This is a genomic window from Methanosarcina mazei S-6 (assembly GCF_000970205.1).
Classification (GTDB): Archaea; Halobacteriota; Methanosarcinia; order Methanosarcinales; family Methanosarcinaceae; genus Methanosarcina; species Methanosarcina mazei.
The window spans coordinates 3791617-3815741 of sequence record NZ_CP009512.1; the positions used below are offsets into that span (position 1 = coordinate 3791617).

Here is a 24125-nt window from a genome sequence, read left to right on the forward strand (position 1 = left end):
TCACTATGCTTGACCTGATCATCCGAAACATAACGAACCGGAAAATCCGGAGCGCACTGACTATCTGCGGGATAGCCCTGGGGATTTTTGCAGTCATAGTTATGGGTGCCATGTCTGAGAATTTCCATCAGACTTTTGAGCGTTCCATGAGTGTGACCAGTGACAAAATCCGGGTCTTTGCCGAAAGCGGAGTCTTTGGAGGGGGACTCACGGAAGATAAGGTCAGCGATGTCCTCCGCGTGGCCGGCGTAGAAGATGCCTACGGGCTTTTAATGACCACTTTTGACGAAGATAAAATGGGCATGACAGGAAAACAGATACTTGGTGTCCCTCCTGAAAAATCCAGTGTTGCCCTTAACCCTGTGCAACTAAAAGCAGGCCGCTTTCTGGACCCGGGAGATTCTTACAGCGTGGTCGTAGGAAACAATATCAAGAGAGAGTACAACCTTGAGATCGGCAGCAAGTTCGAGATCCACGACAAATATTTTACCGTTGTTGGGATCCTTGATTATACCGGCTCTATTTTTGACAATGCTGTGATTATTCCTCTTGAAACTGCCCAGGACCTTTACAGCGTGGGAAATTCAGTATCCTATATCTTTGCCGTGCCTGATGATAGGGTGGATGCAGAGATGCTCTCCAAAAGGATCGAGTTAAGTGTAAAAGGCACAAGCACCCTTTCTCCGGGAGAACTTGAGGTGCAGGCAAGACAGTCCTTCATGATTTTCAGCGTAATAACCATCAGTTCCGGTCTCCTTGCAGCAATCATAGGCGGGCTCTGTGTAATGAATACGATGCTCATGTCAGTTGCAGAAAGGACAAGAGAGTTTGGAATTTTGAAAGCCATTGGCGCAGAAACTAAAGATATCCTGCTCCTGACACTTGGAGAAGCCTCCTTGATGGGTCTTTTAGGAGGAATCCTTGGGATTATTGTTGGTATCGGGGCTGTCCAGATTATGAACGCATGGCTCGCAACAACCAGGATTGTCCTTTTCCTGATAACCCCGAGGCTCCTTATAATTGCAATGCTTTTTGCTTTACTGATAGGTGCTCTTTCAGGGCTTTATCCGGCTTACAGGGCTTCGAAGATGAGCCCTATGGAGGCTTTGAAGCATGCGTGAAGAAAAAGAGGGAGAAACTGGTGCCGGAAGAAAAGTTATCATGCAGATAGAAAACCTCTCCAAGACCTATATGCAGGGTAAAATTCCTGTCCATGCCCTCCGCTGTGCCTGCATAACCGTAAGAAAAGGAGAGCTCCTCGCTATAATGGGACCTTCGGGTTCAGGGAAATCAACCCTTCTGGCTCTCATAGGCACACTTGAAAAAGCCACTGACGGAAAAATAATTCTTGACGGGACAGACCTTACATCAGTACCTGAAAAGCTGCTCCCGGGCGTGAGAAGAGAAAAAATAGGCTTTATTTTTCAGCACTACAACCTGATTCCTACACTTTCAGCCCTTGAAAACGTTGAACTTGCCATGCGCTTTTCAAGAATGCAAAAAAAAGAGAGAAAAGAAAGGGCAAAATCCCTTCTTGAAGACCTGGGGCTGGAAGACCGGCTCAATCATAAACCTACGGAGCTCTCAGGTGGAGAACAGCAAAGGGTTTCTATTGCAAGGGCTCTGGCAAATAAACCTGCCCTGATTCTGGCTGACGAGCCTACAGGTGAGGTCGATAGCAAAACAAGGGACTCCGTTGTGCAGATTTTTAAGGAATTGAGCCAGAAGGGACAGACAATTCTTGTTGTAACTCACGACCCCGAGGTTGCAAAGGAGTGTTCGAGGGTGCTCAGGATTACGGATGGGATGATTAAAGATCATTAGGCTACAGGGAATTAAAACAGTTATAGTAAAGAGTTCGTCCCTAAGGGTTGATCAGGGTTCAAAATAACTCAATTTGAAACCTGTTCCAGAATTATTTTTCGTATATAGAAACCATAATGATTATAAAAATCAATTACTTTTTCATTTCCATCCCCTACAGCAACTATTTTTGATTTTACCTTATTTTTATCCAGCCATTCCAGGGCTTTTTCCATTAATTGGCTTCCAATCCCATGTTTGCGATATTCTTTTTCCACATACAGTGAATCTATTTCCCCTATCATTTCTTTATCAATTGTGCTAATGCAATATCCAATATATTGTCCTGTATCTTTATCTTTTACTAAGTTGACTCTCATAGCCGCTTTTGAATCATCTGTTAATTCGTTAACTCTATCTTGAAATCTTTTATTCGCATAAGTATCTGCAAAATATTTTGATTTATTTTTATGATGGGTTCTGGAACCCTGCCATAAAGATTCTATTAAATATAGTGATTCCTGAGCACCATCGGTATACTCAACATTAATCATGTTTTTTCCTTCCTGTTATTTAGTGAAGTCTCTATATGCTTATAATCTCTTTATACACCCTAGATCTCTTCAAACTCCCATCCAAGGTGTTCTTTTATTACTATATACGCCATTGCAGGCGGAATAATTCCTATATCAGTTACTATCATATCGATGTATTCAGAGGGAGTAAAGTCAAAAGCCGGATTTTTCACCTGCACATGAGGGAGTTCTGCCAGAACCGAAGGGTCGACAACTTCATCTGTGGACCTTTCTTCGATTTCTATAGGTATTCCCAGGATAGTGCTCGGGCTGAATTTGAAGGTCTCGGCAGCTACCATGAAACTTTTTCTGGCTTCGTGGGCAGCAAGGGCGAGCTGGGAAGTCCCTATTTTGTTTACAAGGGCTCCGTTTGCTGCAATCGCATCAGCTCCGACTATCACTTTATCCACATCTTTCATATAGTAGCGCACAGCAGAGTCCACAATAAGGGTTGTGGGGATTCCAAAGCCGTTAAGGTGCCTGACTGTCAGCAACCCCTGGCGCCTGGGGCGGCTTTCAGTTGCGATAACTGAAATATTTTTTCCGTCTTCAAAAGCCGTTGTAATTATGGAAAGGGCGGCATGGGAATTGCAGTGAGTCATTATTACGTCCCCGTCCTGAACTCTCCCTGCTCCAATTTTTCCAATTCTTCCAAGAGCTTTATCTGCCCTCTCGATAAAGAGGTTGGCGTTATTGATGACCTCCTTCCTGGCGTTCTCTACATTATCAGAAGAATATCTGGAAGAGAGCTTTACGGCGTTAGGGAGGGATACGGCTGTAGGGCGTGTGCTGATAAGGTAATTGGAGACTTCCGTGATCCCGGCTGCAAATTCCTCAATAGAAGCAGCCTCGAGCCCTGCAGCATAGTCCCTGATTACTTCAGCTGCAGCTTTTGCAATCCTGCCTGCACCCCGGATTTCCATTGTCCGGATCTTTTCTGCGGTTTCCTGAACTTCTTTCATAATATAAGGGATAGTCAGCGCCTGATTTATAGCTATCTTTCAGCTCTCCTTCTCTCATTGAAAGACCGGAGGAGGACAAAGACCGGAATTGATCTGGTTATACTTTCTTTATTTTTTCTGATCTATCCCTGTAGTAAGCAAAAAGGTCTTCTCCCCATTTAAGTGCAACAGGGTCAAAACACAGGACATCGCGCGTATGGTCAAAAGCGCCGTTAGAAAAAGGAAGACTCAAAGAGAGAAATTTATCAGTGACAACATGAGAAAATTCTATTTTTTCCTCGCATACATATAAACAGGTGTTATCGAGGCTGAGAAATTCCCTTAATTCAGACCTGTATTCTCCTTTTATTCTCTCATAAACCGGAAGGGTCACAAGAAGAGTTACATCTGCTCCATTTTTCGCAAAAGAAAGGAAAAGGGAAGGGTAAAGAGGAAAAAAGATGGCGGAAATTCCTTTTATCTTTCTCGATACTGTAAGTTTTTCCACGAATTCCCTGTGAGGTTCAAAGAGGTGTGTCCAGTCAGGAGGTTCGGAAAAGATACAGTTCTCCAGATCTCCAATCCTGCTCTTTAAAGGAGAAGGCAAACACTCAACTGCATGGTCTGCCCAGTAATCGTAGTTCCTGGAAAAGACATTTAATACACGCATCATCGCGTGCATTCTCTCAGCTACCGCTATGCCAAGAGGAGACAGAAAGTAAGAGTCTTCTGTCCTGAATACCAGAGAATCATCCCTTAATTTTTTAATCTGGGGAAGAATGGCTACAGCGCTCGTATCCAGATTTGTTTTTATTTCTTCTATATTTTTTGGCCCCTCTTTTAAAAATAAAAGAAGATTTTTCCTTTTTTCGGAGAGGAAAATCAATTCTAGAAGCGAGTTACTCATGTCTATAAGAGATAAGTAAAGACTTGATAAGTATCTTTCGTATTATTCAACTATTTTTATTCAAAAGCGTGAAACCAGATATGAAAATTTTTTTGGGATGTGAAGGTAAAAAAGTGGTAGACTATCAGGACAGAAAAGAATAAAGAATGAGAGATATTGCAGAGCAAAAATTAACCAAAACTGAAAATGCAAGAAGTTATTTGAGCCAGAGTAAGTGGATTTTGAGGCAGTGAAATAATTCAATGGGAAGTAAATTTTAAGGTCGTATAGGTTATATACCTCTATAACATAAAGAGGAAGTTGACGGTTAAGAGTTAAGGGGTTTTTCTCTTAATCGTAGGGGTTGAATCACACAATTGGGAGCCATATCAGAGGTGGCAAGCGGCTCCCAATTATAACACCACCGATCTTGGAGAACTTTTATCTTCCAGTATTCATCATTTTTCTATCATCCAATCATAAAAAATATAAGAAATGGTGAAAATATAGCCCAATATATTTACATAGTTCAGTAAAGATTATAGAACTTATGAGAATTTACGGACTAAGAATTTTTTTGAATATAGTAGGAGATAAATAAAAAGTGTTCAGGACATATTGTTTAAAAAAAGAAAAACTGTTCATTTTGGATTTTTTAAGATTTATTTCATAAGAGAAAAGAAATAAATTAAGAGGTAATTTTGACTGGCTTGAAATTTTTAATGCTAACAAATAATTTAATAAAATAAGATATTTTAAACTCAGATAAAAAAATACAGTCATCTATAATTTGAGTATTAGCAAATATTTTATGACGTTTATGTTATATAACTAGAAATCATAAGAATTTGATAGAGATTGAGAGTTAATGGGTTTCCTCTCAGTCCAATGGGGTTGGATCATCAGTAGGGACCTAGGAAAGGAAAATTCGGTCCCTATTTCCTTCTTACAGAAATAAAATCAAACTTTTTTCCAGAGCAAATTCTTCCTGAGGACCTGATTTTTAAATTAATTTATATTTTGCTAATGAATTTACCTCTTTATGAATGAATTTACTTCTTTATGAATGAATTTACCTCTTTATAAATGAATTTACCTCTTTATAAATGAATTTACCTCTTTATAAATGAATTTACCTCTTTATAAATGAATTTACCTCTTTATAAATGAATTTACCTCTTTATAAATGAATTTACCTCTTTATAAATGAATTTACCTCTTTATAAATGAATTTACCTCTTTATAAATGAAGATTGATCAAATTGATTATCAGGATAATCAACTGAAACTGTGATTTTTTGTTATTAGTTAATCTGTTCATCGAAGCTACACATCTTTAAAGAGACCGATAAAAATCGAGAGCGGATTAATACTCTGGATTTTTTTTGTATTATCAATTAAATACAGAATTTATAAATAGTATTCAGAGAATATGAAACAGGTTAATTAAATTAACCCGACAGATAATGAAAAGTAATTGAAGTAGGAGTTGAGAACCTGGATTTCAATGATGCTAATTTCGATACCGCTGTAAAGTTCCACGGACATGTCTGCCCTGGCATATCGATAGGATACAGAGTGGCTATGCTGGCTACCGAGCGTTTTAAAGACAGGAGCGAAGATGAAGAACTCGTTGCAGTTGTGGAAAACAGGTCCTGTGCAGTAGATGCGATTCAGGCAATCAACGGCTGTACCTGCGGGAAAGGAAACCTCATCTTCAAAGAACATGGAAAGCACGTATATACATTTTACAAAAGAGGAAGCGAAAAAGCCCTGAGAATTTCCCTTAAACCCGATGCCTTACCCCAGGATAGTAGACATACTGCTCTTTTCGCAAAACTGAGGGCAGGCACTGCAAGCCCGGAAGAAGAAAAAGAGTTTCAGGCTTCACATGATGCGAAAAGCCAGAGAATCCTGGAAATGCCGGAAGAGGAGCTTTTCCGTGTCAGTGAAGTGAATATTGAGCCCCCGGAGAAAGCCATAATCTACCCCACAGTCATATGCAGCAAATGCGGAGAAGGATTTATGGAACCCCTGGGAAGGGTTAAAAATGGAGAAATTGTCTGCATCTCCTGTTTTGAGGCAAAAAATGAGTGAAAATTCAGAAAATGCTCCCGAAAAAGTTGAGTTTACCCCCATAGGCTACGTGGAAAATGACTACTTTAAACCGGAGTATAAAGAAGAGGTCTACGAGAAGGTTTCAAAAATTGTCCTGAGAGAAGATCTGGTAGACGGCCTTTACAGGGTAGAAGAGCTTGAAAAACTCTATATCCTCTTTTATTTCAGCAAATCGGAAGGTTATAAGCTGATCCACCGCCGCCGTTATGACGGAGAGATGTCAGGAGTCTTCGCAAGCAGGAGCCCATACCGGCCCAATGGGATAGGTCTTACCCTTGTGGAGCTCTTGAAAGTAGAGGGCAACGTGCTCTATGTAAAAGGCATTGATGCCATCAACGGGACGCCTGTACTGGACATTAAGCCATACATGAAAGACCTTGAAGAAAAAGCGAAAGAAAAAGCGAAGTGAAAAATCGCAAAAAAACAGTATCTAAAACCGATAAATCAAAAAATAAAGCCTTTTTTCAAATAAAAAAGAAAAGGGGAATTACCCTTTTCTAAGTTTCATTTACATTTTCTTTTTCCGGAATCCCAGATAAATTCCACCCACCACTGCTACCACAAAGAGAGTTCCAATGATATCAGCTCCTGAGAAGGACATACCACCACTTTCCGCTTCTTCAGACGATTCTTCTTTCTGCATCTCATAACCTTCCACGTAGTCAGGATCTGCAGATTGTCTGACCTCAGGGGCAGGTTCAGGGGAATCCACACCATATCCTGCATCAGAATTCTGAACGGTCTGGTTGCTGACCGGTTCTTCGGTGTTTGATTTGGCAGTCTGGTTAAGTTTTTCGGCAACACTCGTCTGGTGCCCATTGCTGCTCCTATGCTCTTCAGTCCTTTCCTGCTTAAGAGATTCCTGCGTAGCCTCTTCAATCGCTTCGACAAAACCGGGTACTGATACAAGGCCCGATACGTAGTTGTTGAGGAGAGAATTCCCGCAGGTGTGGTGGCAGCAGGTAACCCCGTCTTTGACCACGGACTCTGCATATTCCTCAGCCAGGCTTTTGAGGACATCATCCGATGCGTCCCAGCTCCCCTTGCGGGCAGTCTCCAGCATCCGGGCAGTCATGGACTGGTATGCGTAGGGGTTGTTCTGCTTTACCCAGTCGCTGAGTTCCTGGTCTGCCATATAGGTCTGGTATACCTTATTCCACATATCATCGCTGATCAAATCCGGGTTTGTGGCTTCCCAGCCCCAGAGGTTTTCAACGAAATCCGACATTTCCCTTGCTCCTGCATAGCCGTTTCCCTGCATGCCGTCAATCCATCTGGGATTGAAATATCGGGAATAAGTTTCCCTTTTGAGGAATTCTTCCAGGGTTTCGGTTTTCTCATCCCCTCCGGTCAGCATATTCGTAATAAATGAATCAGGATACTCCCCTCCGGAAACGGAACTGACAGCAAGATTCAGCCCTCCCAGATACTGGAAAAAGTCATCGTTGTCAAGGGTCCCGTAAAGGTTTGTGCTCCGGCTGTGAACTGTGGCTTCAACCCCTTCAAGGCTCTTTTTGAAAAGGTCCTTAAGGTTTTCGCCCCAGACGTTTTCTCCGTAAGCATTGCACATCCTGTTGATGTAAAGATCTGCAAGAGCATCATTGCTCTCCCAGGTATCACTTGCTGAAACAGCGTTCGGAAGCCCTGTGCCGTAGGCGCCGTCCTCAGACCCGAAAATCCTGAGCAGGGAAAGGTCCAGTGCCTCACTTTCATTAAGTGAACCCTTACTCATCAAAGAGGTCTTCAGAGCATCAGCATTTTCCCTGACATAGTTAGGGGAATCCTCCTGGGCATAAGCAAGTTTTACAGCTTTATCCAGCAGGCGCACCTTGTCAGGATACATATCCCTGTAAAGCCCTGAGATCTGGATTACCACATCAATCCTGGGCCTTCCCAGAGTCTCCATGGGAATAGCTTCCACATCAACCACCCTGCCGCTGTTCCATACAGGTTTGACGCCGAGCAGGTAGAGGATCTCTGCTTCCATGACCCCTTCGTGCCTGGTAGTCTCTCCTGCCCATAGGACATAAGCCACTTTTCTCGGGTAATTCCCGTGCTCGGCGAGATATGCTTCAAGCATCTGGTCAGCCATCTCCTGCCCGAGAGTCCAGGCGGCTTCCGTCGGCACTATCCTCTGGTCAAAAGCATAAAAGTTTCTTCCCGAAGGCAGTGCTTCAGGGTTTCTAACAGGGTCTCCTCCCTGGTTTCCGGGGATGAACCTGCCGTCAAGGGCATTTAGGACCTGCTGGATTTCCTCTTCCCCGAGAGCCAGGTTTGCAGCATATTCTTCGGCACTGGCAAGGAAGGTGCTGACAGTTTCATTGCCTGTCCCAAGTACCTGGACCTGAGCCTCAGTGGAATTGACTCCCTGGTTAAGGACAAGGTCAAGAAGGTAGAGCTGGGCACTTTCGGTCTCGTTAAATTCACTGACAGAATCGGCAAAGTCAGTCCCAAGCATGGAATTCACCATACCCACAAGCTGTTCCCCTTTCGGACTGGTCCCAAGGATGTGCAGCCCATAAGGCATGGACTGGCTCTTATATTCATCCAGCAGCTCTTCAAGCCCTTCAAGGAAAACGGCATTAAAGTAAGTCTCGTTATTTTCCGCCTCTGTCATATTGAATTCTTCATCCAGGGAGAGGGATAAGGTCAGGTTTAAAACTTCAGACCTGTGAGCTGTTTTAAGGGAAGCATCTGCCTCTGCCTGTCCATAGTTATGGATAGCTTCGCTCAGGTTTGCATAATCCCCATAGCTTCCCGCAGAAACAATCGGAGGAACAAGATGGTCGACTATTACTGCCCCTCCTCTGCGTTTTGCCTCATTTCCTTCCCCAAGCCCGTCCATGACGTAAGGATAAATAACGGGTACGTCCCCGATCATCAAGGAAGGCCAGTCGTACCTCGAAAGCCCGAACTCTTTTCCGGGAAGCCATTCCTGAGTCCCGTGCCTGCCAAAGTGCACAAGGGCATCACTGCCAAACCCGCCTTCTTCTTCGGAGTGCTGGAGCCAGAGATAGAACGCAATGTACTGGTGGTGAGGAGGAAGTTCAGAATCGTGATAAAGGGCTTCACTGTCATCAAGCCAGCCTCTCGAAGGCTGAGGAGCCAGAAGCACGTTATCCCCTACCTCAATTCTGGGGATTACAAGATATCTTCCACTCTCGTTTTCCCAGACCATGATCTCTCCAGGAGCAGGGCCCCACTGTTCAATAACCTCCTGCTGTTTCTCTTCAGGAAGTTCAGAGAACCATACTTCATATGTGCTTTCAGGGACGAGAACTACCTTGCCTGTAGCAACCATCTTCTCGAGTTCTCCGGGAGCCCAGGTACCTATATTGATGCCCTGGGTAAGCATCAGATTAAGTAGCTCGGTTTCATTCAGGGACTGGTTTTCATTAATGGCATATCCTCCGGCAGCCATAGCATCAAGCAGGCTTGACAAACTTGGGACGACATCGAGGTAAGAAGCCCCTATGTTGTCCTTTCCTCCTCCGTGGTTATAATAAATGATAGCAACTTTCTTGTCGGAGTCAGGAATTTCCCCAAGGTTTACCCAGCTTTCAACCCGGTCAATGAGCCAGTCTACCTGGTAGTCTATAGAAACCGAAGTCTCGGTCCCGGTTTCGGGATCTATTTCAGTGGCAGCCATTATTACCGGGTCAATAGCTCCCCAAAGTTCCTGCAAATCGAGTTTCATCATTTTATCCGCGGGAAGCGGCCTGCTGCTAGCTTCATACCCGGTCCTGTTCATGTAATTGTTAACTATGCCGTTGATTACAGGCACATCAAGCCCCTCGGCATCAAACTTGTTTCCAAAGTACGTAAAAGAGATGATAGCGTCTACAAGTACCTCGTCACCCTGCTTGAAGAAATCTCCCGAGGAAAGGTTATCAGACCCGTAAGTAGCAATAACATTGTATTCTCTGGCTTCCAGTTCCGAAATCAGAGCGTCAATGGGCTCAATCTGGAAGGGGAAATAACTCTGGTACATGGTAATAGCAACCGTGGGCTTTGCCGGATCGTAAACATGTCCTCCGTCACTCCTGTTAGAGTACCAGGTAAGGTATGTATCAAGGGAATCGGTGAAGTAACCTGTCATGTTTGTATGGTAGATAGCCCTTTCAGGAAGTGTGTGTGGGTCCTCGTACAGGAGGTCAGTTCTGCCGCAGCAGTCACTGGCTATGCAGAATAAAAGATTTTTCAGGTTACTCTGGTCGTAAGCCCCGTTGAGCCAGTAATTGTTGAGTTTTTCCCTGTAGCTCTCTATCAGGTCTGCAGGAAGAGGGATGCTCTCGTTCAGCAGGGTATCGTCGTCGATAACCACACACCCGTTAGAAATTGCGCTGTCTACTGTGGGTGTAAGCTTCCGGGCAGTTGAAGGGCTGAGCATGTTGATGTAGATGATATCCATACCGCTCAGGTCAACATCGTTTTCCATAACATAATCAGCCATAAAACAGCTAAGGGAAAGGTTCAGGCTGCTGTTGCCGTTGATCTCCTCCATCAGGTTTTTGAGGGGAAGTTCATGGCTCCGGTACCCGGTAACAATAGCAATATCAAGGTGCTGACCGGGGCTTGAGTCTACAGGGGTTTCCTTTACCTGCTCTCTCAGCAGAAGAACTTCTGTGAACCCCAGAGAAATAGGGTCTCCTCCCATCTGTTTTTGTCGGGTGAGCCCGCGGATTGAAGAGGCTCCTTCCAGGGGAACTCCACTGCCCTTCAGGTCAAGAATTGCCTGGGATTCGGTTTCATCAATATCCCTGCTTGAAGTATCGAGGTTTACAGAAAGATCTGTACCCTGAACCTGGATCTGTTCATCGGCACGACGCCATTTGTCCTCACTGGAAATAGCAACAAGAGTATAGTTTCCATTGGGAATACCGGAAAGCAGATAGTTTCCCTCAGCGTCACTTGTAGTGTTAGCAACAAGTTCGTATTCCGTGCCTGTACTGCCCGCCGCCGGAGAAGAAGAAAATAGCATTAAAAGGATTAAAATTGTCAATCCGGAAGCCTTAATTTTTTTGTTAAAAGTATTTTTATCAACATTAACCTGTTCTTTCATAATCCTGCTCCAGAATATGATTAAGCTTATCGCTGTGAGAGCCACTTATCGCGGAATTGTTCGGATGCCTGCAAAATACTTTATAATTTTATTTACAGGATATCGCCGCCAGAGATACCAGTACATTCTGGTAGAAAACCCGGACTACACAGCAAAGAAATAACAAAAGTAAACTTTACCTGTCATTCAGGGAAAAACATCACTCAAATATTGGTTGTCAAAAGCTGTTTTTGATAGATATAGCCCAATAAAATATCAGTACCTCACCTCAAAACATAAATAATACCGGATAATTTGAACGCAATTTTACTTTATTTGCATAAAAACCTGCGATTATTGGTAACAATTATTAGCCTTGAAGATAACAAGAACGGAAAAGCGATAAAAAGAACAGAAAAGGATACGGAAGATAAGAAAAAAATATCAGGAAAAATTTAAGTCAGGGCTAAAAAAAGGAGAGAATTAGAGAGAGGAAAATGAAGAGAAAAGAGCATAAAAAAGCCCTTTTCTTCCAAAAAGCATTTAAACCTTCTTTTTACGGAATCCCAGATAAATTCCTCCAACTGCTGCCAGGACGAAAAGAATTCCGAATATGTCAGAGCCGGAGAAAGACGGACCTCCACTTTCTTCTTCCGTTACAGGAGTTTCTTTCTGCATCTCATAGCCTTCCACGTAATCGGATTCCGAATTCTGGCGGACTTCAGGAGCAGGTTCTGGAGAATCCATTCCATAACCCGTGCTGGAGTCCTGAACAGTCTGGTTGCTTTCCTGTGATTCCGAACCTGATCTGGATGTCTGGTTAAGTTTTTCAGCAACACTTGTCTGATGCCCTTTGCTGCTACTGCTGCTGCTCTGAGATTCTGTTATTTCCTTGGTTTCGACTCTGGTTGCTGATTCGATCTGCTCAGCATAGCCAGGAACAGATACCATCCCGCTTATGAACTCATGAAGCAGAGGGTTTCCGCAGGTATGGTGGCAGCATGAAGCTCCATTCTCAGCCACAGACTGTTCATATTCCGTTGCAAGGCTTTCAATAACGTCTTCCGAAGGTGCCCAGTAATCGTGCCTGACAGCTTCAAGCATCCTGGCAGTGATTGACTGGTAAGCGGCCGGGTTATTCTGTTTGAACCATTCTCTCATGGCAGGGTCATTGGAGTAGGTCTCATACACCTGCTGCCAGACGGTGTCATCCACAAGTTCAGGGGAACTTACTTCCCAGCCAAAGAGGTTGTCCACAAATTCGGACATCATACTGCCGCCTGAATACCCTGAGTTCTGCATGCCTTCAATCCACCTGTCATTGAAATATCTGGCTCTCAGGTCCTTGCTGAGGTATTCCCGCATTCCAAGCATCTGAGCCCCGTCGGGGTTGCTTGTATCAGAAACATACATTTCAGGAGTTGTCCCGTCACCTTTTACATACCTTGTTGCAAGGTTCATGCCTCCGAAGTACTGGAAAAAGTCGTCGTTGTCAAGAGAATCGTAAAGGTTTGAAGAGGCTGAATGTACCGATGCTTCAACATTTTTCAGGTTCCCTTCAAGGAGGCCTCTGGACTGTATTCCCCAGAAATCCTCTCCATAGGCGTATCCCATCTTGTCCAGGTATACGTTTGCAATGGCTTCTTCGTTTTCCCATGTCCCGCTTGCACTGACAGCGTCCGAGACCCCTATATCGTAGGTGCCGTCCATTACCGCAAAGCAGCGCATTGTTGAGAGTTTTGTTGCAGTATCGTTGTCATATCCTGTCTCAACAAGGGAACCGTAGAGTGCAAGTGAACTCTGGTTGACGTAGTTGGGATAGTTTACGGGGGGGAGAGAGCTTGCAAGTTTTACAGCGCTGTCCACCATTTTGATCTTATCCGGGAAAGCATCCCTTATCCCTGCCGTACTATAGACAATATCAATACGCGGCCTCCCTGGCTTTGAGCTGTCGTAATTCGGCAGCAGTTCTTCTTCGGGAATAACTTCGACTCCTGTCACATACCCGTATTCGTCCCATACGGGCTGGATCCCAAGCAGGTAAAGAATTTCGGCTTCCAGGGTCCCGTGGTCGCCGATAAATTCAACACCGAACCTTGAGAATGAAACCTTTTCAGGGTATTCCCCGTGCTCACTATAATAGTCCTCAAGCATCTGGATTGCAAGGGTTTTCCCGACTTCCCATGTTGCTTTTGAAGGGTACAGTTTTGAATTTACGCTGTAATAGTTGCGCCCTGTCGGTACGGCATCAGGGTTCATTATGGGGTCAAGCCCAGACGCCGGCGGGATAAACCCTCCATTCAGGGCTGAAAGAATCCTGTCAATTTCCACATCACAGCCAAGAAGACGGTCCCTGTAGTCCAGGCCAAGCTCAAGGTCAGGTGTGACAGAACTGTTGGTCTGCCCGTAGACTGCAATCTGGGCAGCGGAAACATCTGTATTATTTGTTACAACTTCCCAGACAAGTTTAGTGACTTTTGTATCATTTAACGGAATCCCGAGAGGATAAGCGGATTCTGGATAGAAGGCTGCAGTAACATTATCCTCAAAGCTCCCTCCGAGCATAGCCCTTACCATCGCAGATAATTCGTCTTTCTCAGGGTCTGTCATGTTTGTCCCCGGAACACGGCTGAGGATATGCATTCCGTAGGGGATATTTTCATTTCCTATGTCTTCCAGGTACTCGTGAAGGACATCTTTTACAAAACTTTCAAATTCTTCATCACTGTAGTTCTCGAGATCAGTTACGTTTTCCATTCCCAGGTCGACACTGAGGTTGAGTGCTATTATCTCATCAATTATTGCCTGCTGGTATCCTGCCCTGGTCTGAGAAGTAATGCTGGGCTCATAATACTGCTGGACATTAATTGAGAGGTTCAGCAAGCCTCCGTAAAGTCCGCTCCGTTCGAGAGTAGGGGTCAGGTGGTCGATAATAAGGGCGTTACCCCTGTACTCGGCGGTTATTCCCTCTCCCACGTTGGCAACTATGTAAGGATATATGTTTGGCAGGTCCTGAAGAAGCAGAGGAGACCAGTCAGAGGTTCTGTTCATGCCGTAAGTGGGCCCCGGAAGCCATTCATGCGTACCGTGAGTCCCCAGGTGAATAACTGCATCGGGCTGCCATTCATGGTTTAACCAGAGGTAGAAAGCTATGTACTGGTGTGTTGGAGGTACAACATTGCTGTGGTAAAGGGTATCGTTGTTTTGCCCCGTTCCCCTGGCAGGCTGGGGCATGAGCCAGACATCCCCGAAACGCACCGTTGGAATTACAATATACTTCCCGGTTTCGTTTTCATAGATCATAACGCTCTTATCCTGGGGCAGGCCTTCGGACCAGGGCTGTCCCCATTCAGCCGTTACACCGGATCTCAGGTTCTCCGGAATTTCAGACTCAAACCACTCTCTGTAAGTCTCCATGGGTATGAGATGCAGCCCCCATTCGGTTTTGTTTTCAACCATTTCATTCAGGACTCCCGGAGCCCAGGAACCGACATTGATACCCTGAGCCTGGAGCATGTCCAGAAGGATACTGCTATTATCAGGAATTCCGGAGACTTCATACCCGCTTTCATTCATTGAATTGAGGAGGTCAAACATGCTCTCCGTGGTGTTGAGGTAGTTTGCCACTATATTGTCCTTTCCTGAAGGATAATTGTAATAGATGACAGCTACTTTCTTGTCCTGGTTAGCCTTTAACTTCAGTTCTGCCCAGTTAATTGACCTGTTTGACATCCAGTCAATCTGGGAAGGCAGAGGTTCATAGTTGCTTTCTCCGGTTTCGGAATCGTAATTGTCAATTCCTATTACAATATACTCGAAAATCCCGTCAACGCTTGGAAGCAGGGTTTTGTACACAACCTCGCTGCTCGGGATGCCCCTGTTGCTGTCAGCAACATCAGTAGAATTCTCAGGGTTGTTAACAACAAGTCCGGTGAGGACAGGGACATCAAGGTCCGTAAGCTCCTGTACACCTTTGTCAGGGTCTTCGTAATTTAAACGGAAACTCTTAAGAGAAATTACACACTGGACAAGAGGTTCCCCGTTTTCGTCAAAGTAAAATTTGTGGATATCGTTGAAGGTATCAAAACCCGCAATTACGTTGCAGCCCTTTCCTTCCAGGTCGCGGATAAGGGCATCTATGACTTCAAGATTGTCTCCGGTATAATCCGAAGCATGGAACCATATCCCGATAGTGGGCTTACTTTTATCATAAACATATTTTGATTCATTGAAGTTAGTTAAGTTAGTTGAGTTAGAGTACCATTCAAGGTAATCAGTGGTGTTTTCGAACCAGTCAGGCTGGGATTCGTCAGTTGGAGAGCGGGCGTCAGGATGGTAAAGACCTGCTTCCGGGAAGTCTACAGGATCTTCATAAACCCAGCTGCCTGTAAGTTCAGGTTTGTCTCCGTATGTTTTTGCAAGATAAATAAGGAAGTTTTCAGCATTTTTCTTCAGGACTCCTCTTGTACCCATGTTGTAAAAGAATTTCTCCTCAGTGGAATTGTATGGTTCGATCCCTGAAAAAATCTGGTCGTAATTTGAAGTGTTTATATATGCAGTATCTATTGCAGAAGAGATGTCTATGAGAACGGTCCCATTTTCATGAGCACTTTTAAGGTCATCCCCGATATCTTTGAACTGCGACCAGAGCATATAGGAAAATATTATATCCTGATTTTCAAAAGTGACATTACTGAAGTCAGAATATCCCGAAAGGTACGTGACATTTATACTCGCATTGTATGGATTGGACTGCTCTGCCGCAGCTAGAGCACTTCCATCATAACAGATAAAAGTAATATTTACCTGATTTCCATCAGCCGATACATTCTGTGCGAGAAGTAAAAGAACCACCGCACATAAAACCAGTAACCTGCTTCGTGCCGTACGCATTTTATCCCCAGATAATCTATTATGAACACCCGGGTACTACAGGAAAAAAATAACCTGTGAACCCGTCCATAGAATTATTTTTTCAAGAAGTTTGCGAATTTTCGAAACTTAAGATAGAACGTCCTTCAATTTTTAAAGATTATAGAAAGAGCTCTCGATTATGGCTCTTAATTTATAACTTTTAATTCAACTTTATAACTTCCTCAAACAAATGAGCAGCCGATTCTGTTTAATATCTTCAACACTCGGAGCATTGAATGAAAAATATATAAAAGACATTTTTTGGCTTACAATTGTTAGCTATTCGACTAAGAACCGCACATAAACAAAGAAACGTCCAGAAAAATAGTTTGAATGAAAAAAGGAAGAAAACTGAAACGATAAAGCTCTATAATTAAGTAGTAAGCTTTTAGCTGGATCCGACAAATGTACGCGTATAAAAATGGGTAAGCGAGGGAGGATATGAGACACGATACTTATCAAAAAATTATTGAAAACTATATTGACGCCTATAATAGTTTTGATATCGACAGAATGCTTTTAGATATGCACGATGACATAAAATTTGAAAACACTTCAAACGGAGAAATCAACTTAACAACAAATGGTATTGCAGAATTAAGAAACCAGGCAGAGCTAGCCAGGCATCTATTTAGAGAGAGAAAGCAGACAATTACGGGTATTAAATTTAATGCTGACCAGGTTGAAGTAAAAATTGACTATTATGGGATTCTAGCAGTTGATTTTTCGGATGAACTGAAAACCGGAGATGTAATTGAATTAAAAGGTAGTTCGATTTTCAGATTTAAAGACAATAAAATAATTGAACTGAAAGATATTGGTTGAGTCACCTGGGGAATTGAATTTATTAAAATTGCACAGTGACCAGCTTTTATAGTCATGCCAGCGAATTCCAGAACTTTTTCAGGATTGGAAGCTGGTTGAATATCGAGATGAAGACCTTAAGATTCCTTGGTCTTCTGAATCCAGGGGAGTTTCCACCAGAAAAGAATGTTCGATAACAGTGTTAACAGGAATAGAACAAAAACTAATATCATTATACATTTTTCTTGCATTTTCAATCTCCTGAAACGGTATTATGAGCCCTGAATGCTGAAAGAAAACGGAATGCCCTGCAGAAAATACCCAGAAATTCCAGCTCATTAAACTATTTTGGTTCAAAAATTTACTGATGTTAGGAACTTTTAGAAATATGCATTTCTAGTTTAAAAATTTAATGAAAAACTTTTAGTTTTAACTTTGAATTCAAACCGGAATCTCCTGAAATATATAGACTGCCGATGCCAGTTGAAAATTTAACAATCGAGAGATAAGGGAAATGATACATAAAATGCAGCTTTTGGATAATGATTGTTAGCTTTTGGGAAAAAAGCCTCAAAAATTTCAATGTATAAGATAAAGGCTCAGAGCGATAACAGACATTCCAGAAAATACCCCCAGAAAAGTCAGATGCTCGTTTCCATATTTTATGGAGATCGGCAGCAGTTCATCAAAACATATAAAGACCATTACCCCTCCGACCGCAGCGAGCATAAGGAAAAGCATTTCAGGAGATAGAAAGCGGAAAAGAAAAAAATATGCAAACACAGCTCCCAGAGGTTCGGTAAGCCCTGCAAAGAAAGAATAAGCAAACGCTTTTTTTCGGTCACCACTGGCATAATAGATAGGAACCGAAACTGCAATTCCTTCAGGGATGTTATGGATTGCTATGGCCAGAGCAACCGAAAACCCCAGATAAGGAGAACCCAGGGACGCAGCTAACACTGCAATTCCTTCAGGGAAGTTGTGCATGGCAATTCCTGCTGCAGTCAGCAGGCCGGCTTTTTGAAGGTCATTCTCTTCACTCCGGGAAAGAGTGTTTCTATCAGGGAGAGTATCCGTATGAATGTGCTCTATCACGCGGTCAAGAATTCCCATCCCCAGCATCCCCAGAAAAAAAGCAGCATTTGCCTGGAAAAAACCAACTGCACCAACAGATTCAGCAAGTAAATCTACAAATGAGATATAGATCATTGCCCCCGCAGCAAAACCAAGCAGCATGGACAGCCAGGTAAACTTTAGATTGGGAACCAAAAAAGCTATGAGACTGCCAGTACCGGTTGAGAGTCCTGCACATGTTGTGAGAATAAAAGCAGTTGTGACATCTCCCATTTAGCTCCCCCAATAAATAAAATACGGGATAGGATTTAAATTCATAGAAAAAGAAAAGACAAATACGGGAGAGTTTTATATAAAGTAAATTAATAAATATACTTAAATTCCGGAAGATAAGCTGAAGATCTAAAAATTAATCTGGAGAGGATGCCTCAGTGGAAACAGAGGTATCCGCAGATGTACTGTTGATCTCAGAGTCTTCTGGCACGTAAATGACTCTGCCATCAGCAAGCTTATAAGCAGTTCCCAGAGCTTCTCCTGTGCCTCCGCCAATACTGTCAGTCATGTTCAGGACTTCTATGGGTTTTCCTTCTTCTTTTATAATTATCTTCATGTCCTCAGCTCCGGGGTTTTTTACAATTGTAAAGTCCTCACTTGAGCTCAGAAGTTCGGGGAGGTGGTATGACATCACAAGGGCTACAAGCAACGCCACGGAAAAGACCATTGCAACATCAAAAACATTGGCAACAGTGACCATGGGGCTTTGCTCATCCTCGGCATGTAAAAGCCCTGTACGCCTGAATCTTCTCGTTTTCCGCATGATTTATTCCTCCTGTTAAAAGATGCCAGGCATCAGATCTTTTCTTCAATTGTGTCCAGGATGTAATCGATGTCGGACATGTCTTCCCAGTACCAGCGCCTTCTGACCTGTGTGAGTACATATCCAATTCCGGCAGCAAAAAGACCCACAACGGTTGTTGCAAAGGCGATCATGAGGTTCTGTGCGAGGGTTTCAAGGTCTCCTGCCGACAGTCCTATAAGAGCGGGGCCCAATGGAATCAGGGTCCCCATGAGTCCCAGCATGGGGCCAATTGTAGAGGTTATCTTTGTATGTTCAAGGCGTTTTGCCATCTGGATCTCATATTCCTGAGAAAGCCTTTCAATTGCAGGGAGATGCTTCTCTTTCAAATATTTTGAAGCATCCCTTGCAAAGGAAGTGACCATGTAATTCTGCTTTATATTCTCAAGAGCCCTGGAAGCTTCCGTAAAATCCGAGTTCCTGAGGTCATTCTCGAGTTTTTTGCAGTTAGCCTCGAGGTTATTCCAGTCCCTGTGTCTTTTTGTGTATTCCGAGAGGAATTCTCCCAGTTGAATTAATGACAGAAACACCAGGAGAGAGAGGAGAAACATTACGGGGATCAGTAAAGCAGTAGAGAAGACATTCATCATGCTGGATAATAAATTCATCATGCTCACAGGTCATGCCTCCTTATACGGTCCATGAAAAAGCCCGCAAGGACAATGACACCAAAAGCCATGAGAGGTATGATCCCTGTATCTCCGCCGCCTGTGGAAACAAGGTTCATCTGTTTGGTTTTAATATATGCCGGAATTAGCAGAGCTCCCAGAAGATAATAGATCCCGAGAAGCATCATGGCGCTTCCCATTGTTTCGGGAGTCTTTCCATACCGGGTCTTTCCAAACCTGAAAAGAAAAGAAGAAACCACCACTGCTGTAAAAAAAGAAATCCCTACAAGAAGCCCTATTTTTATCCCGGATAAGTTCAGGCTTTCTGAGAGCAGCATACAGGATACTGCAAGAGCACCCAGGCAGACCGGGCACGGCATGGATATAGCCAGGAAAGTGTGTCTTGAAACGTCCTTGCCCGAGTTCCACTTTTTCTGGGTGTAAATGCCTGCCCCTATAAGGAGCAGAGAGACCAGGACATGAATTCCCATGCCCATTGAAGAGAGCTTTTCAAAAGCTTCCAGGCTTAAGCGGTCAGCAACGCTTCCGAATAATAGTGCAAGAAAAAAGTAACTGCTGGCAATTGTAAGAATCTCCCGAGCAGTAATATTAGAGAATCCACAGCCTAATCCTGTTTTTATCCCGAAGATAAGGATACCTATCATAATTCCAATAACAGTTAACATCGCAGAGTCCATAGTACCTTCTGAGCATCTATAGTTGAATTAAATAAAAACTGGTTTTTGGGTAACGTTTGTTATCTAAAAAGATAACAAGTGCACATGATATCGTTTTTTTGGATAAAAAGTTCAAGTTCATGCTTTTGAAAGAAAGGAGTTGAAAAAAATAATTAAAAAAGTAATAGGAGCTTCACGGGAGCAGGGAAATATAAAATTAATTTTAAAAAAGTATGAGACAAGGGAATAACAAATCAAGAGCCAAATTTAACAATGATTATGTAAAAACTTACCCCGTTAACTGGATATAAAGTTTTATACACCATAGATGAAAGGCAATAATTAAAGTAAATTTGTTAGATCTATAAATAAAAAGAATAATAGAAGACAGGAAGATATACATTACTTGAGTTAAAAGGGAAATAATTATAAGTACTTAGGGTAAAATAGAGGATCATCATGGTAGTAAGTGTTATGCGAGATCCAGGAATTAACGGAGGTAGAGAAAACCTCTTTAAAGCAATTTCAAGCGATACACGCCTTTCAATTCTTGAGAGCCTGAGTGAAGGAGAAAAACATATTTCAGGTCTTGCAAGGGAGATAGGCATTTCGGTACCAGTAGCAGCTAAACATGTGAAAGTGCTGGAAAAAGCCGAACTTGTGGAAAGAAAAAAGTTCGGAAATACCCATATGATAGGCATAAAACTGAGCAATGTCTATTCTTTCCTTGACCGTTTTGCAGAAAACAGGCAGATTGAGGTAGAAGAAGGCACGAATTTGCTTGAAGCTCTGAAAAGTGTGGCAGCTGTTGAGGTAATGAAAATGGGAGACAGGATGAAAGTTGTCTCTACGGATGGGGAAGAGGGCTTTTATGTATATGAGGTGGACGGCAAATTTTCGGATAAAACCGTAGATGAATACGAGTTTCATGAAGATTCGGTTGTTGAATGGAAGAAGCTGATTCCGGTCACGAAAAAAAGGCTGTTTGTAAATATAAGAAGGTAAAGCAGCCCTTAAGGACCAGCTTTTAATAACTCGAAAAAGTCGTCTTATAGTACCTCTGCTAAAGTAACTTCATACTACCATTCAAAAAGTCCTGACCTGAAAAGTTGCGGAATGGTTCAGCCTTCTGAAAGAGCAGGATTCAAAAGTGAGATTTAAGTGGGTTTATTTCTTTAATCTGGCCATCACTCCAAGATGGTCTTCATGATAAGGCATAAGTTCCCTTGCTGTCAAAACTTCGAATCCGGGTTCGAAAGCCTGTTCAAGCTTTTTTACCTCTTCTTTGAAGATCTCCTTCGGGCTTGCTGCAGTATCAATACTGCGAGCCTTGATAGAAAGCAGGAGATATCCGTCCTTTTTCAAAAAACGGACAGCATTTCTTGCAGCTATCTCTGCCTGGTTAGGCTGGGCAACATCCTGAAAGATAACATCTACAGGCTCAACAATATGTGCGTAACTGTCCGGCTTTCCAGCATCTGCAAGAATAGGGAAAATATTTTTGCGTCTGGAAGCAAGCCCTATGAAGTCGCGCATGCTTCTTGGGGCAAATTCAACAGAATACACCGCTCCTTCGGAAACGATATCCGATACGTGGCTTACTGTTGTTCCTGAAGCAGCCCCGAGATAAAGAACCTTTGAATTCCTTTTCAGGGGGATATCAAATTTTTTGAGGACCATGGCTCCGAGTTTGCTTCTGCGGGGGTCCCATGTCCTGTACTCATCTCCTTCAACAGAAATCAGCTTTTCTCCGTAAACGACTTTTCCCGGGTCAAGGTTAAGAGTTGAAAGCTGTTTTTTGTCTTTTGTAACCTCAAAAATCCCTTCGGAAAGCTGCCTTATTTCGGGCATTTATTTTCTCCTCTTCTTTTTTGGCTTTGCCCTGATTTCCTGCCGCTTCTGGGGAGGTCTGGGGTTTTCAGCCCTGATCTTCCGGATCTTTTCTTCTAGTTCATTTTCAAGTGAAGGGTTCCTTTTTGCAGAATAAAAATCAATTCTTGCGGCAAGAGAGAGCTTTGCTGCAAGGGCTCTTGCGACTTTTCCCCTTACCCACCAGGGAGATGTATTGATAAGGGGATGGCTGTAAATAATTCCATGCTTGGGGGATGGAGCCCTGGAACGCAGGTGCTTGAAGAGGGCTTTACTTGCCCCTATTACCTGAATGGTACTTGAAGGAAAAGCTGCCAGTTTTTCAAGACTGCCTGCAATGCTTATCAGCCTTGCACCCAGCATGGGTCCTGCAAGCAATGCCAGATTGGGTGCAAGAATTTCCATGCTGCTTTCAATATACGCTTCAATCTGTTTCCGGCGTTCGTAGAGGCTGCACACACTCTCTGCAAGACCTTTAAGAAGAACTTCATCTGCGGCTTCGAGTTTTGCACCCATGGAATTTTTTGCCTTCAAATAATGAGGGTCTTCAGGAGGTAGATTCTCGCGAGACCCGTACCTGCTTATAAAAACCGCAAGCTCTTCCCCGCTTAACCCGCTTTCGGGAAAATAACCTCCGTACCATTCAAAAAGCCTTTCAGAAAGGGAATTGGTCGTTTCATTAATGTCATCCAGGGCTTCTACTGCCTGAATTATTCGCTGGTCAGGGGTGAGCGCCTGTGAGACCTGAAGTTTTACGGTTTCCAGAGTTACTTTGTGTAAAAGAGAATAGTATTCAGAGATGGATTCTGTGAATCCACACTCCAGGGCTGCAGTTTTGAGGTCAAAGCCTTCCGGAGGCAGGTTTTGCCGGCTCTCCCTGAAAGAAAGCGAACGGAGAGCAAGCTCTCTTATATCCTTTGGAAAAACCTCGGAGGAAAGAGTTTTTCCGTTACTGTCCAGCTCAAGGACACCAAACCAGGTATTGACTTTCAATCAGAGCCCCCGAAGATGTCCGCGCCCCGGTTCCTTCCTTTTGTAAGCAGAACTTCTCCACCTAATGATTCGTCAAGCATACGCTGGACCTCTTTCTGGAGCCTTCCAGCCTCTACGGAACTTTCGACAATTCCGTAAACAACAGGCCCGAAAGAACTGACTCCCGAACCGCTTGCTCCGTTGTCCTGCATGTATTTCATGACATTGAGCACGGTTTCGGGCTGAAGTTCAACTTCCCTCTTTTTGAAGCCCACAGTCTGAAAATGGTTAACCGCGCGGCCAAAACTGTCTATATCTTCTTCGATAAGCGCAGGCAGCATCTGCATAAGAATTACGTGAGAGATCTCCTGAACTTCTGAGAGAGGGATCGGACAGGCTTTTTTGAAAATATCCACTTCTTCCGCATCATGAACTCCTTTTGTATTGGGGATTGCAAGGACAATATTCCAGTCAGGAAACGCTCTTCTGAAAAGTACAGGCCCAGGAGGCATACGGCTGGCTGCGGAAGGAGAAAATGCACCTTTATCCCTGAACCTGTGACCTCCGTCCAGGATAAAACCTCCATATTCAAAGGCAGCAACCCCTATTCCGGAAGTCCCTCCTCTGCCCACTGCAACTGCGAGTTCCCTGACACTTTTACCAAGCCCGTAAATCTCATTTATGGCTGCAGCTACCGAAAGCGCAGCCTGGGTTCCGGAACCGAGACCCACGTGGTCAGGGAGATCTCTTTTAATATGGATTTTGATCCCCTTTCCTTCCGGAATTACAGCTTTTGCTGCTTTTAGCATCCTGCCTGCGAGAAGAGAAGAACCCACAACTTCAACCGTATCCGCTTCAGATGCCGAAATTTCCAGGCTGGGTGACTCGAGAGTGATTCCTACCCCTCCGTCTACCCTGCCAATCTCCGCATTGAGATCAATAAGGGTGAGATGGAGTCTGGACGGAGACACCACATTAATCATATTC

At 43.6% G+C, this 24125-nt stretch carries 19 protein-coding genes; 7 read left to right on the top strand and 12 right to left on the bottom strand.

Annotated elements, in window-relative coordinates; genetic code table 11:
* Positions 1 to 5: 5 nt before the first annotated feature.
* A complete protein-coding gene (locus tag MSMAS_RS16290; RefSeq protein WP_011033554.1) occupies positions 6 to 1121 on the top strand; it encodes an ABC transporter permease in 1116 nt (371 codons plus the stop codon).
* On the top strand, positions 1114 to 1824 hold the full coding sequence (locus MSMAS_RS16295) for an ABC transporter ATP-binding protein (protein WP_011033553.1): 711 nt from the start codon (positions 1114 to 1116) through the stop codon (positions 1822 to 1824). Before MSMAS_RS16290 ends, MSMAS_RS16295 begins: the two co-directional genes overlap by 8 nt.
* Before the next feature lie 68 nt (positions 1825 to 1892).
* Here MSMAS_RS16295 and MSMAS_RS16300 read toward each other — a convergent pair whose 3' ends face one another.
* The 3 genes from MSMAS_RS16300 to MSMAS_RS16310 all read right to left on the bottom strand — a co-directional run bounded on the left by MSMAS_RS16300 (position 1893) and on the right by MSMAS_RS16310 (position 4226).
* Complete coding sequence (locus MSMAS_RS16300) at positions 1893 to 2357, bottom strand: GNAT family N-acetyltransferase (RefSeq protein WP_048046820.1); 465 nt, start codon at positions 2355 to 2357, stop codon at positions 1893 to 1895.
* Positions 2358 to 2416: 59 nt separating this feature from the next.
* Entirely contained in the window at positions 2417 to 3340 is a 924-nt protein-coding gene (locus MSMAS_RS16305) for a ribose 1,5-bisphosphate isomerase (protein WP_048041184.1), read from the bottom strand.
* A 97-nt stretch (positions 3341 to 3437) separates the two neighbouring features.
* On the bottom strand, positions 3438 to 4226 hold the full coding sequence (locus tag MSMAS_RS16310) for a helix-turn-helix transcriptional regulator (protein WP_011033550.1): 789 nt from the start codon (positions 4224 to 4226) through the stop codon (positions 3438 to 3440).
* Between the two features lie 1476 nt (positions 4227 to 5702).
* Between MSMAS_RS16310 and MSMAS_RS16315 the strand changes: the two genes are divergently transcribed.
* Complete coding sequence (locus tag MSMAS_RS16315; protein WP_048046822.1) at positions 5703 to 6302, top strand: FmdE family protein; 600 nt, start codon at positions 5703 to 5705, stop codon at positions 6300 to 6302.
* On the top strand, positions 6295 to 6732 hold the full coding sequence (tsaA, locus tag MSMAS_RS16320) for a tRNA (N6-threonylcarbamoyladenosine(37)-N6)-methyltransferase TrmO (RefSeq protein WP_048046825.1): 438 nt from the start codon (positions 6295 to 6297) through the stop codon (positions 6730 to 6732). The genes MSMAS_RS16315 and tsaA overlap by 8 nt, the downstream gene beginning before the upstream one ends.
* A 99-nt stretch (positions 6733 to 6831) precedes the next feature.
* Here tsaA and cobN read toward each other — a convergent pair whose 3' ends face one another.
* Positions 6832 to 11385, bottom strand: coding sequence for a cobaltochelatase subunit CobN (gene cobN, locus MSMAS_RS16325; protein ID WP_048046827.1), 4554 nt, complete (start codon positions 11383 to 11385; stop codon positions 6832 to 6834).
* Between the two features lie 16 nt (positions 11386 to 11401).
* On the opposite strand from cobN, the gene MSMAS_RS19085 reads away from it, so the two are divergent.
* On the top strand, positions 11402 to 11548 hold the full coding sequence (locus MSMAS_RS19085; RefSeq protein ID WP_015411945.1) for a hypothetical protein: 147 nt from the start codon (positions 11402 to 11404) through the stop codon (positions 11546 to 11548).
* Between the two features lie 359 nt (positions 11549 to 11907).
* Here the strand turns inward: MSMAS_RS19085 and MSMAS_RS16330 are convergent, their stop codons facing one another.
* Positions 11908 to 16257, bottom strand: a complete 4350-nt coding sequence (locus MSMAS_RS16330) for a cobaltochelatase subunit CobN (protein ID WP_048046830.1) — start codon at positions 16255 to 16257, stop codon at positions 11908 to 11910.
* A 462-nt stretch (positions 16258 to 16719) separates the two neighbouring features.
* Here MSMAS_RS16330 and MSMAS_RS16335 point away from each other — a divergent pair, with 462 nt between their 5' ends.
* Entirely contained in the window at positions 16720 to 17103 is a 384-nt protein-coding gene (locus MSMAS_RS16335; RefSeq protein WP_011033545.1) for a nuclear transport factor 2 family protein, read from the top strand.
* Positions 17104 to 17661: 558 nt separating this feature from the next.
* Here MSMAS_RS16335 and zupT read toward each other — a convergent pair.
* The 4 genes from zupT to MSMAS_RS16360 all read right to left on the bottom strand — a co-directional run bounded on the left by zupT (position 17662) and on the right by MSMAS_RS16360 (position 20318).
* Positions 17662 to 18429 carry a zinc transporter ZupT gene (zupT, locus tag MSMAS_RS16345; protein WP_011033544.1) on the bottom strand — a complete coding sequence of 256 codons (768 nt, stop codon included), beginning with the start codon at positions 18427 to 18429 and terminating at the stop codon, positions 17662 to 17664.
* A gap of 136 nt (positions 18430 to 18565) precedes the next feature.
* On the bottom strand, positions 18566 to 18973 hold the full coding sequence (locus MSMAS_RS16350; RefSeq protein WP_011033543.1) for a DUF2149 domain-containing protein: 408 nt from the start codon (positions 18971 to 18973) through the stop codon (positions 18566 to 18568).
* A gap of 32 nt (positions 18974 to 19005) precedes the next feature.
* Positions 19006 to 19629 (bottom strand): MotA/TolQ/ExbB proton channel family protein, encoded by a 624-nt coding sequence (locus MSMAS_RS16355; protein WP_015411941.1) that lies wholly within the window; start codon positions 19627 to 19629, stop codon positions 19006 to 19008.
* Positions 19626 to 20318 carry a DUF2162 domain-containing protein gene (locus MSMAS_RS16360; protein WP_011033541.1) on the bottom strand — a complete coding sequence of 231 codons (693 nt, stop codon included), beginning with the start codon at positions 20316 to 20318 and terminating at the stop codon, positions 19626 to 19628. Before MSMAS_RS16360 ends, MSMAS_RS16355 begins: the two co-directional genes overlap by 4 nt.
* 438 nt (positions 20319 to 20756) lie before the next feature.
* Here MSMAS_RS16360 and MSMAS_RS16365 point away from each other — a divergent pair, with 438 nt between their 5' ends.
* Complete coding sequence (locus MSMAS_RS16365; protein ID WP_011033540.1) at positions 20757 to 21302, top strand: ArsR family transcriptional regulator; 546 nt, start codon at positions 20757 to 20759, stop codon at positions 21300 to 21302.
* 162 nt (positions 21303 to 21464) lie between these two features.
* On the opposite strand, the gene MSMAS_RS16370 is transcribed toward MSMAS_RS16365, so the two are convergent.
* From MSMAS_RS16370 to MSMAS_RS16380, 3 genes are read right to left on the bottom strand one after another with little or no spacing between them, the layout of a single operon-like run.
* Positions 21465 to 22148: a fibrillarin-like rRNA/tRNA 2'-O-methyltransferase gene (locus MSMAS_RS16370; protein WP_011033539.1), complete on the bottom strand. Its 684-nt coding sequence runs from the start codon at positions 22146 to 22148 to the stop codon at positions 21465 to 21467.
* The gene (locus MSMAS_RS16375) at positions 22149 to 23159 is read right to left on the bottom strand and encodes an NOP5/NOP56 family protein (protein WP_048046832.1); all 1011 of its coding nucleotides are present in this window, start codon (positions 23157 to 23159) and stop codon (positions 22149 to 22151) included.
* Positions 23156 to 24121: a beta-ribofuranosylaminobenzene 5'-phosphate synthase gene (locus MSMAS_RS16380; RefSeq protein WP_048038292.1), complete on the bottom strand. Its 966-nt coding sequence runs from the start codon at positions 24119 to 24121 to the stop codon at positions 23156 to 23158. The genes MSMAS_RS16375 and MSMAS_RS16380 overlap by 4 nt, the downstream gene beginning before the upstream one ends.
* Positions 24122 to 24125: the final 4 nt, after the last annotated feature.

What these genes read in the sequence shown, in the direction of transcription:
- MSMAS_RS16290 (WP_011033554.1), top strand. Translation starts at nt 6, where the DNA reads ATGCTTGACCTGATCATCCGAAACATAACGAACCGGAAAATCCGGAGC.
- MSMAS_RS16295 (WP_011033553.1), top strand. Translation starts at nt 1,114, where the DNA reads ATGCGTGAAGAAAAAGAGGGAGAAACTGGTGCCGGAAGAAAAGTTATC.
- MSMAS_RS16300 (WP_048046820.1), bottom strand. Translation starts at nt 2,357, where the DNA reads ATGATTAATGTTGAGTATACCGATGGTGCTCAGGAATCACTATATTTA.
- MSMAS_RS16305 (WP_048041184.1), bottom strand. Translation starts at nt 3,340, where the DNA reads ATGAAAGAAGTTCAGGAAACCGCAGAAAAGATCCGGACAATGGAAATC.
- MSMAS_RS16310 (WP_011033550.1), bottom strand. Translation starts at nt 4,226, where the DNA reads ATGAGTAACTCGCTTCTAGAATTGATTTTCCTCTCCGAAAAAAGGAAA.
- tsaA (WP_048046825.1), top strand. Translation starts at nt 6,295, where the DNA reads ATGAGTGAAAATTCAGAAAATGCTCCCGAAAAAGTTGAGTTTACCCCC.
- cobN (WP_048046827.1), bottom strand. Translation starts at nt 11,385, where the DNA reads ATGAAAGAACAGGTTAATGTTGATAAAAATACTTTTAACAAAAAAATT.
- MSMAS_RS19085 (WP_015411945.1), top strand. Translation starts at nt 11,402, where the DNA reads ATGATTAAGCTTATCGCTGTGAGAGCCACTTATCGCGGAATTGTTCGG.
- MSMAS_RS16330 (WP_048046830.1), bottom strand. Translation starts at nt 16,257, where the DNA reads ATGCGTACGGCACGAAGCAGGTTACTGGTTTTATGTGCGGTGGTTCTT.
- MSMAS_RS16335 (WP_011033545.1), top strand. Translation starts at nt 16,720, where the DNA reads ATGAGACACGATACTTATCAAAAAATTATTGAAAACTATATTGACGCC.
- zupT (WP_011033544.1), bottom strand. Translation starts at nt 18,429, where the DNA reads ATGGGAGATGTCACAACTGCTTTTATTCTCACAACATGTGCAGGACTC.
- MSMAS_RS16350 (WP_011033543.1), bottom strand. Translation starts at nt 18,973, where the DNA reads ATGCGGAAAACGAGAAGATTCAGGCGTACAGGGCTTTTACATGCCGAG.
- MSMAS_RS16360 (WP_011033541.1), bottom strand. Translation starts at nt 20,318, where the DNA reads ATGGACTCTGCGATGTTAACTGTTATTGGAATTATGATAGGTATCCTT.
- MSMAS_RS16365 (WP_011033540.1), top strand. Translation starts at nt 20,757, where the DNA reads ATGGTAGTAAGTGTTATGCGAGATCCAGGAATTAACGGAGGTAGAGAA.
- MSMAS_RS16370 (WP_011033539.1), bottom strand. Translation starts at nt 22,148, where the DNA reads ATGCCCGAAATAAGGCAGCTTTCCGAAGGGATTTTTGAGGTTACAAAA.
- MSMAS_RS16380 (WP_048038292.1), bottom strand. Translation starts at nt 24,121, where the DNA reads ATGATTAATGTGGTGTCTCCGTCCAGACTCCATCTCACCCTTATTGAT.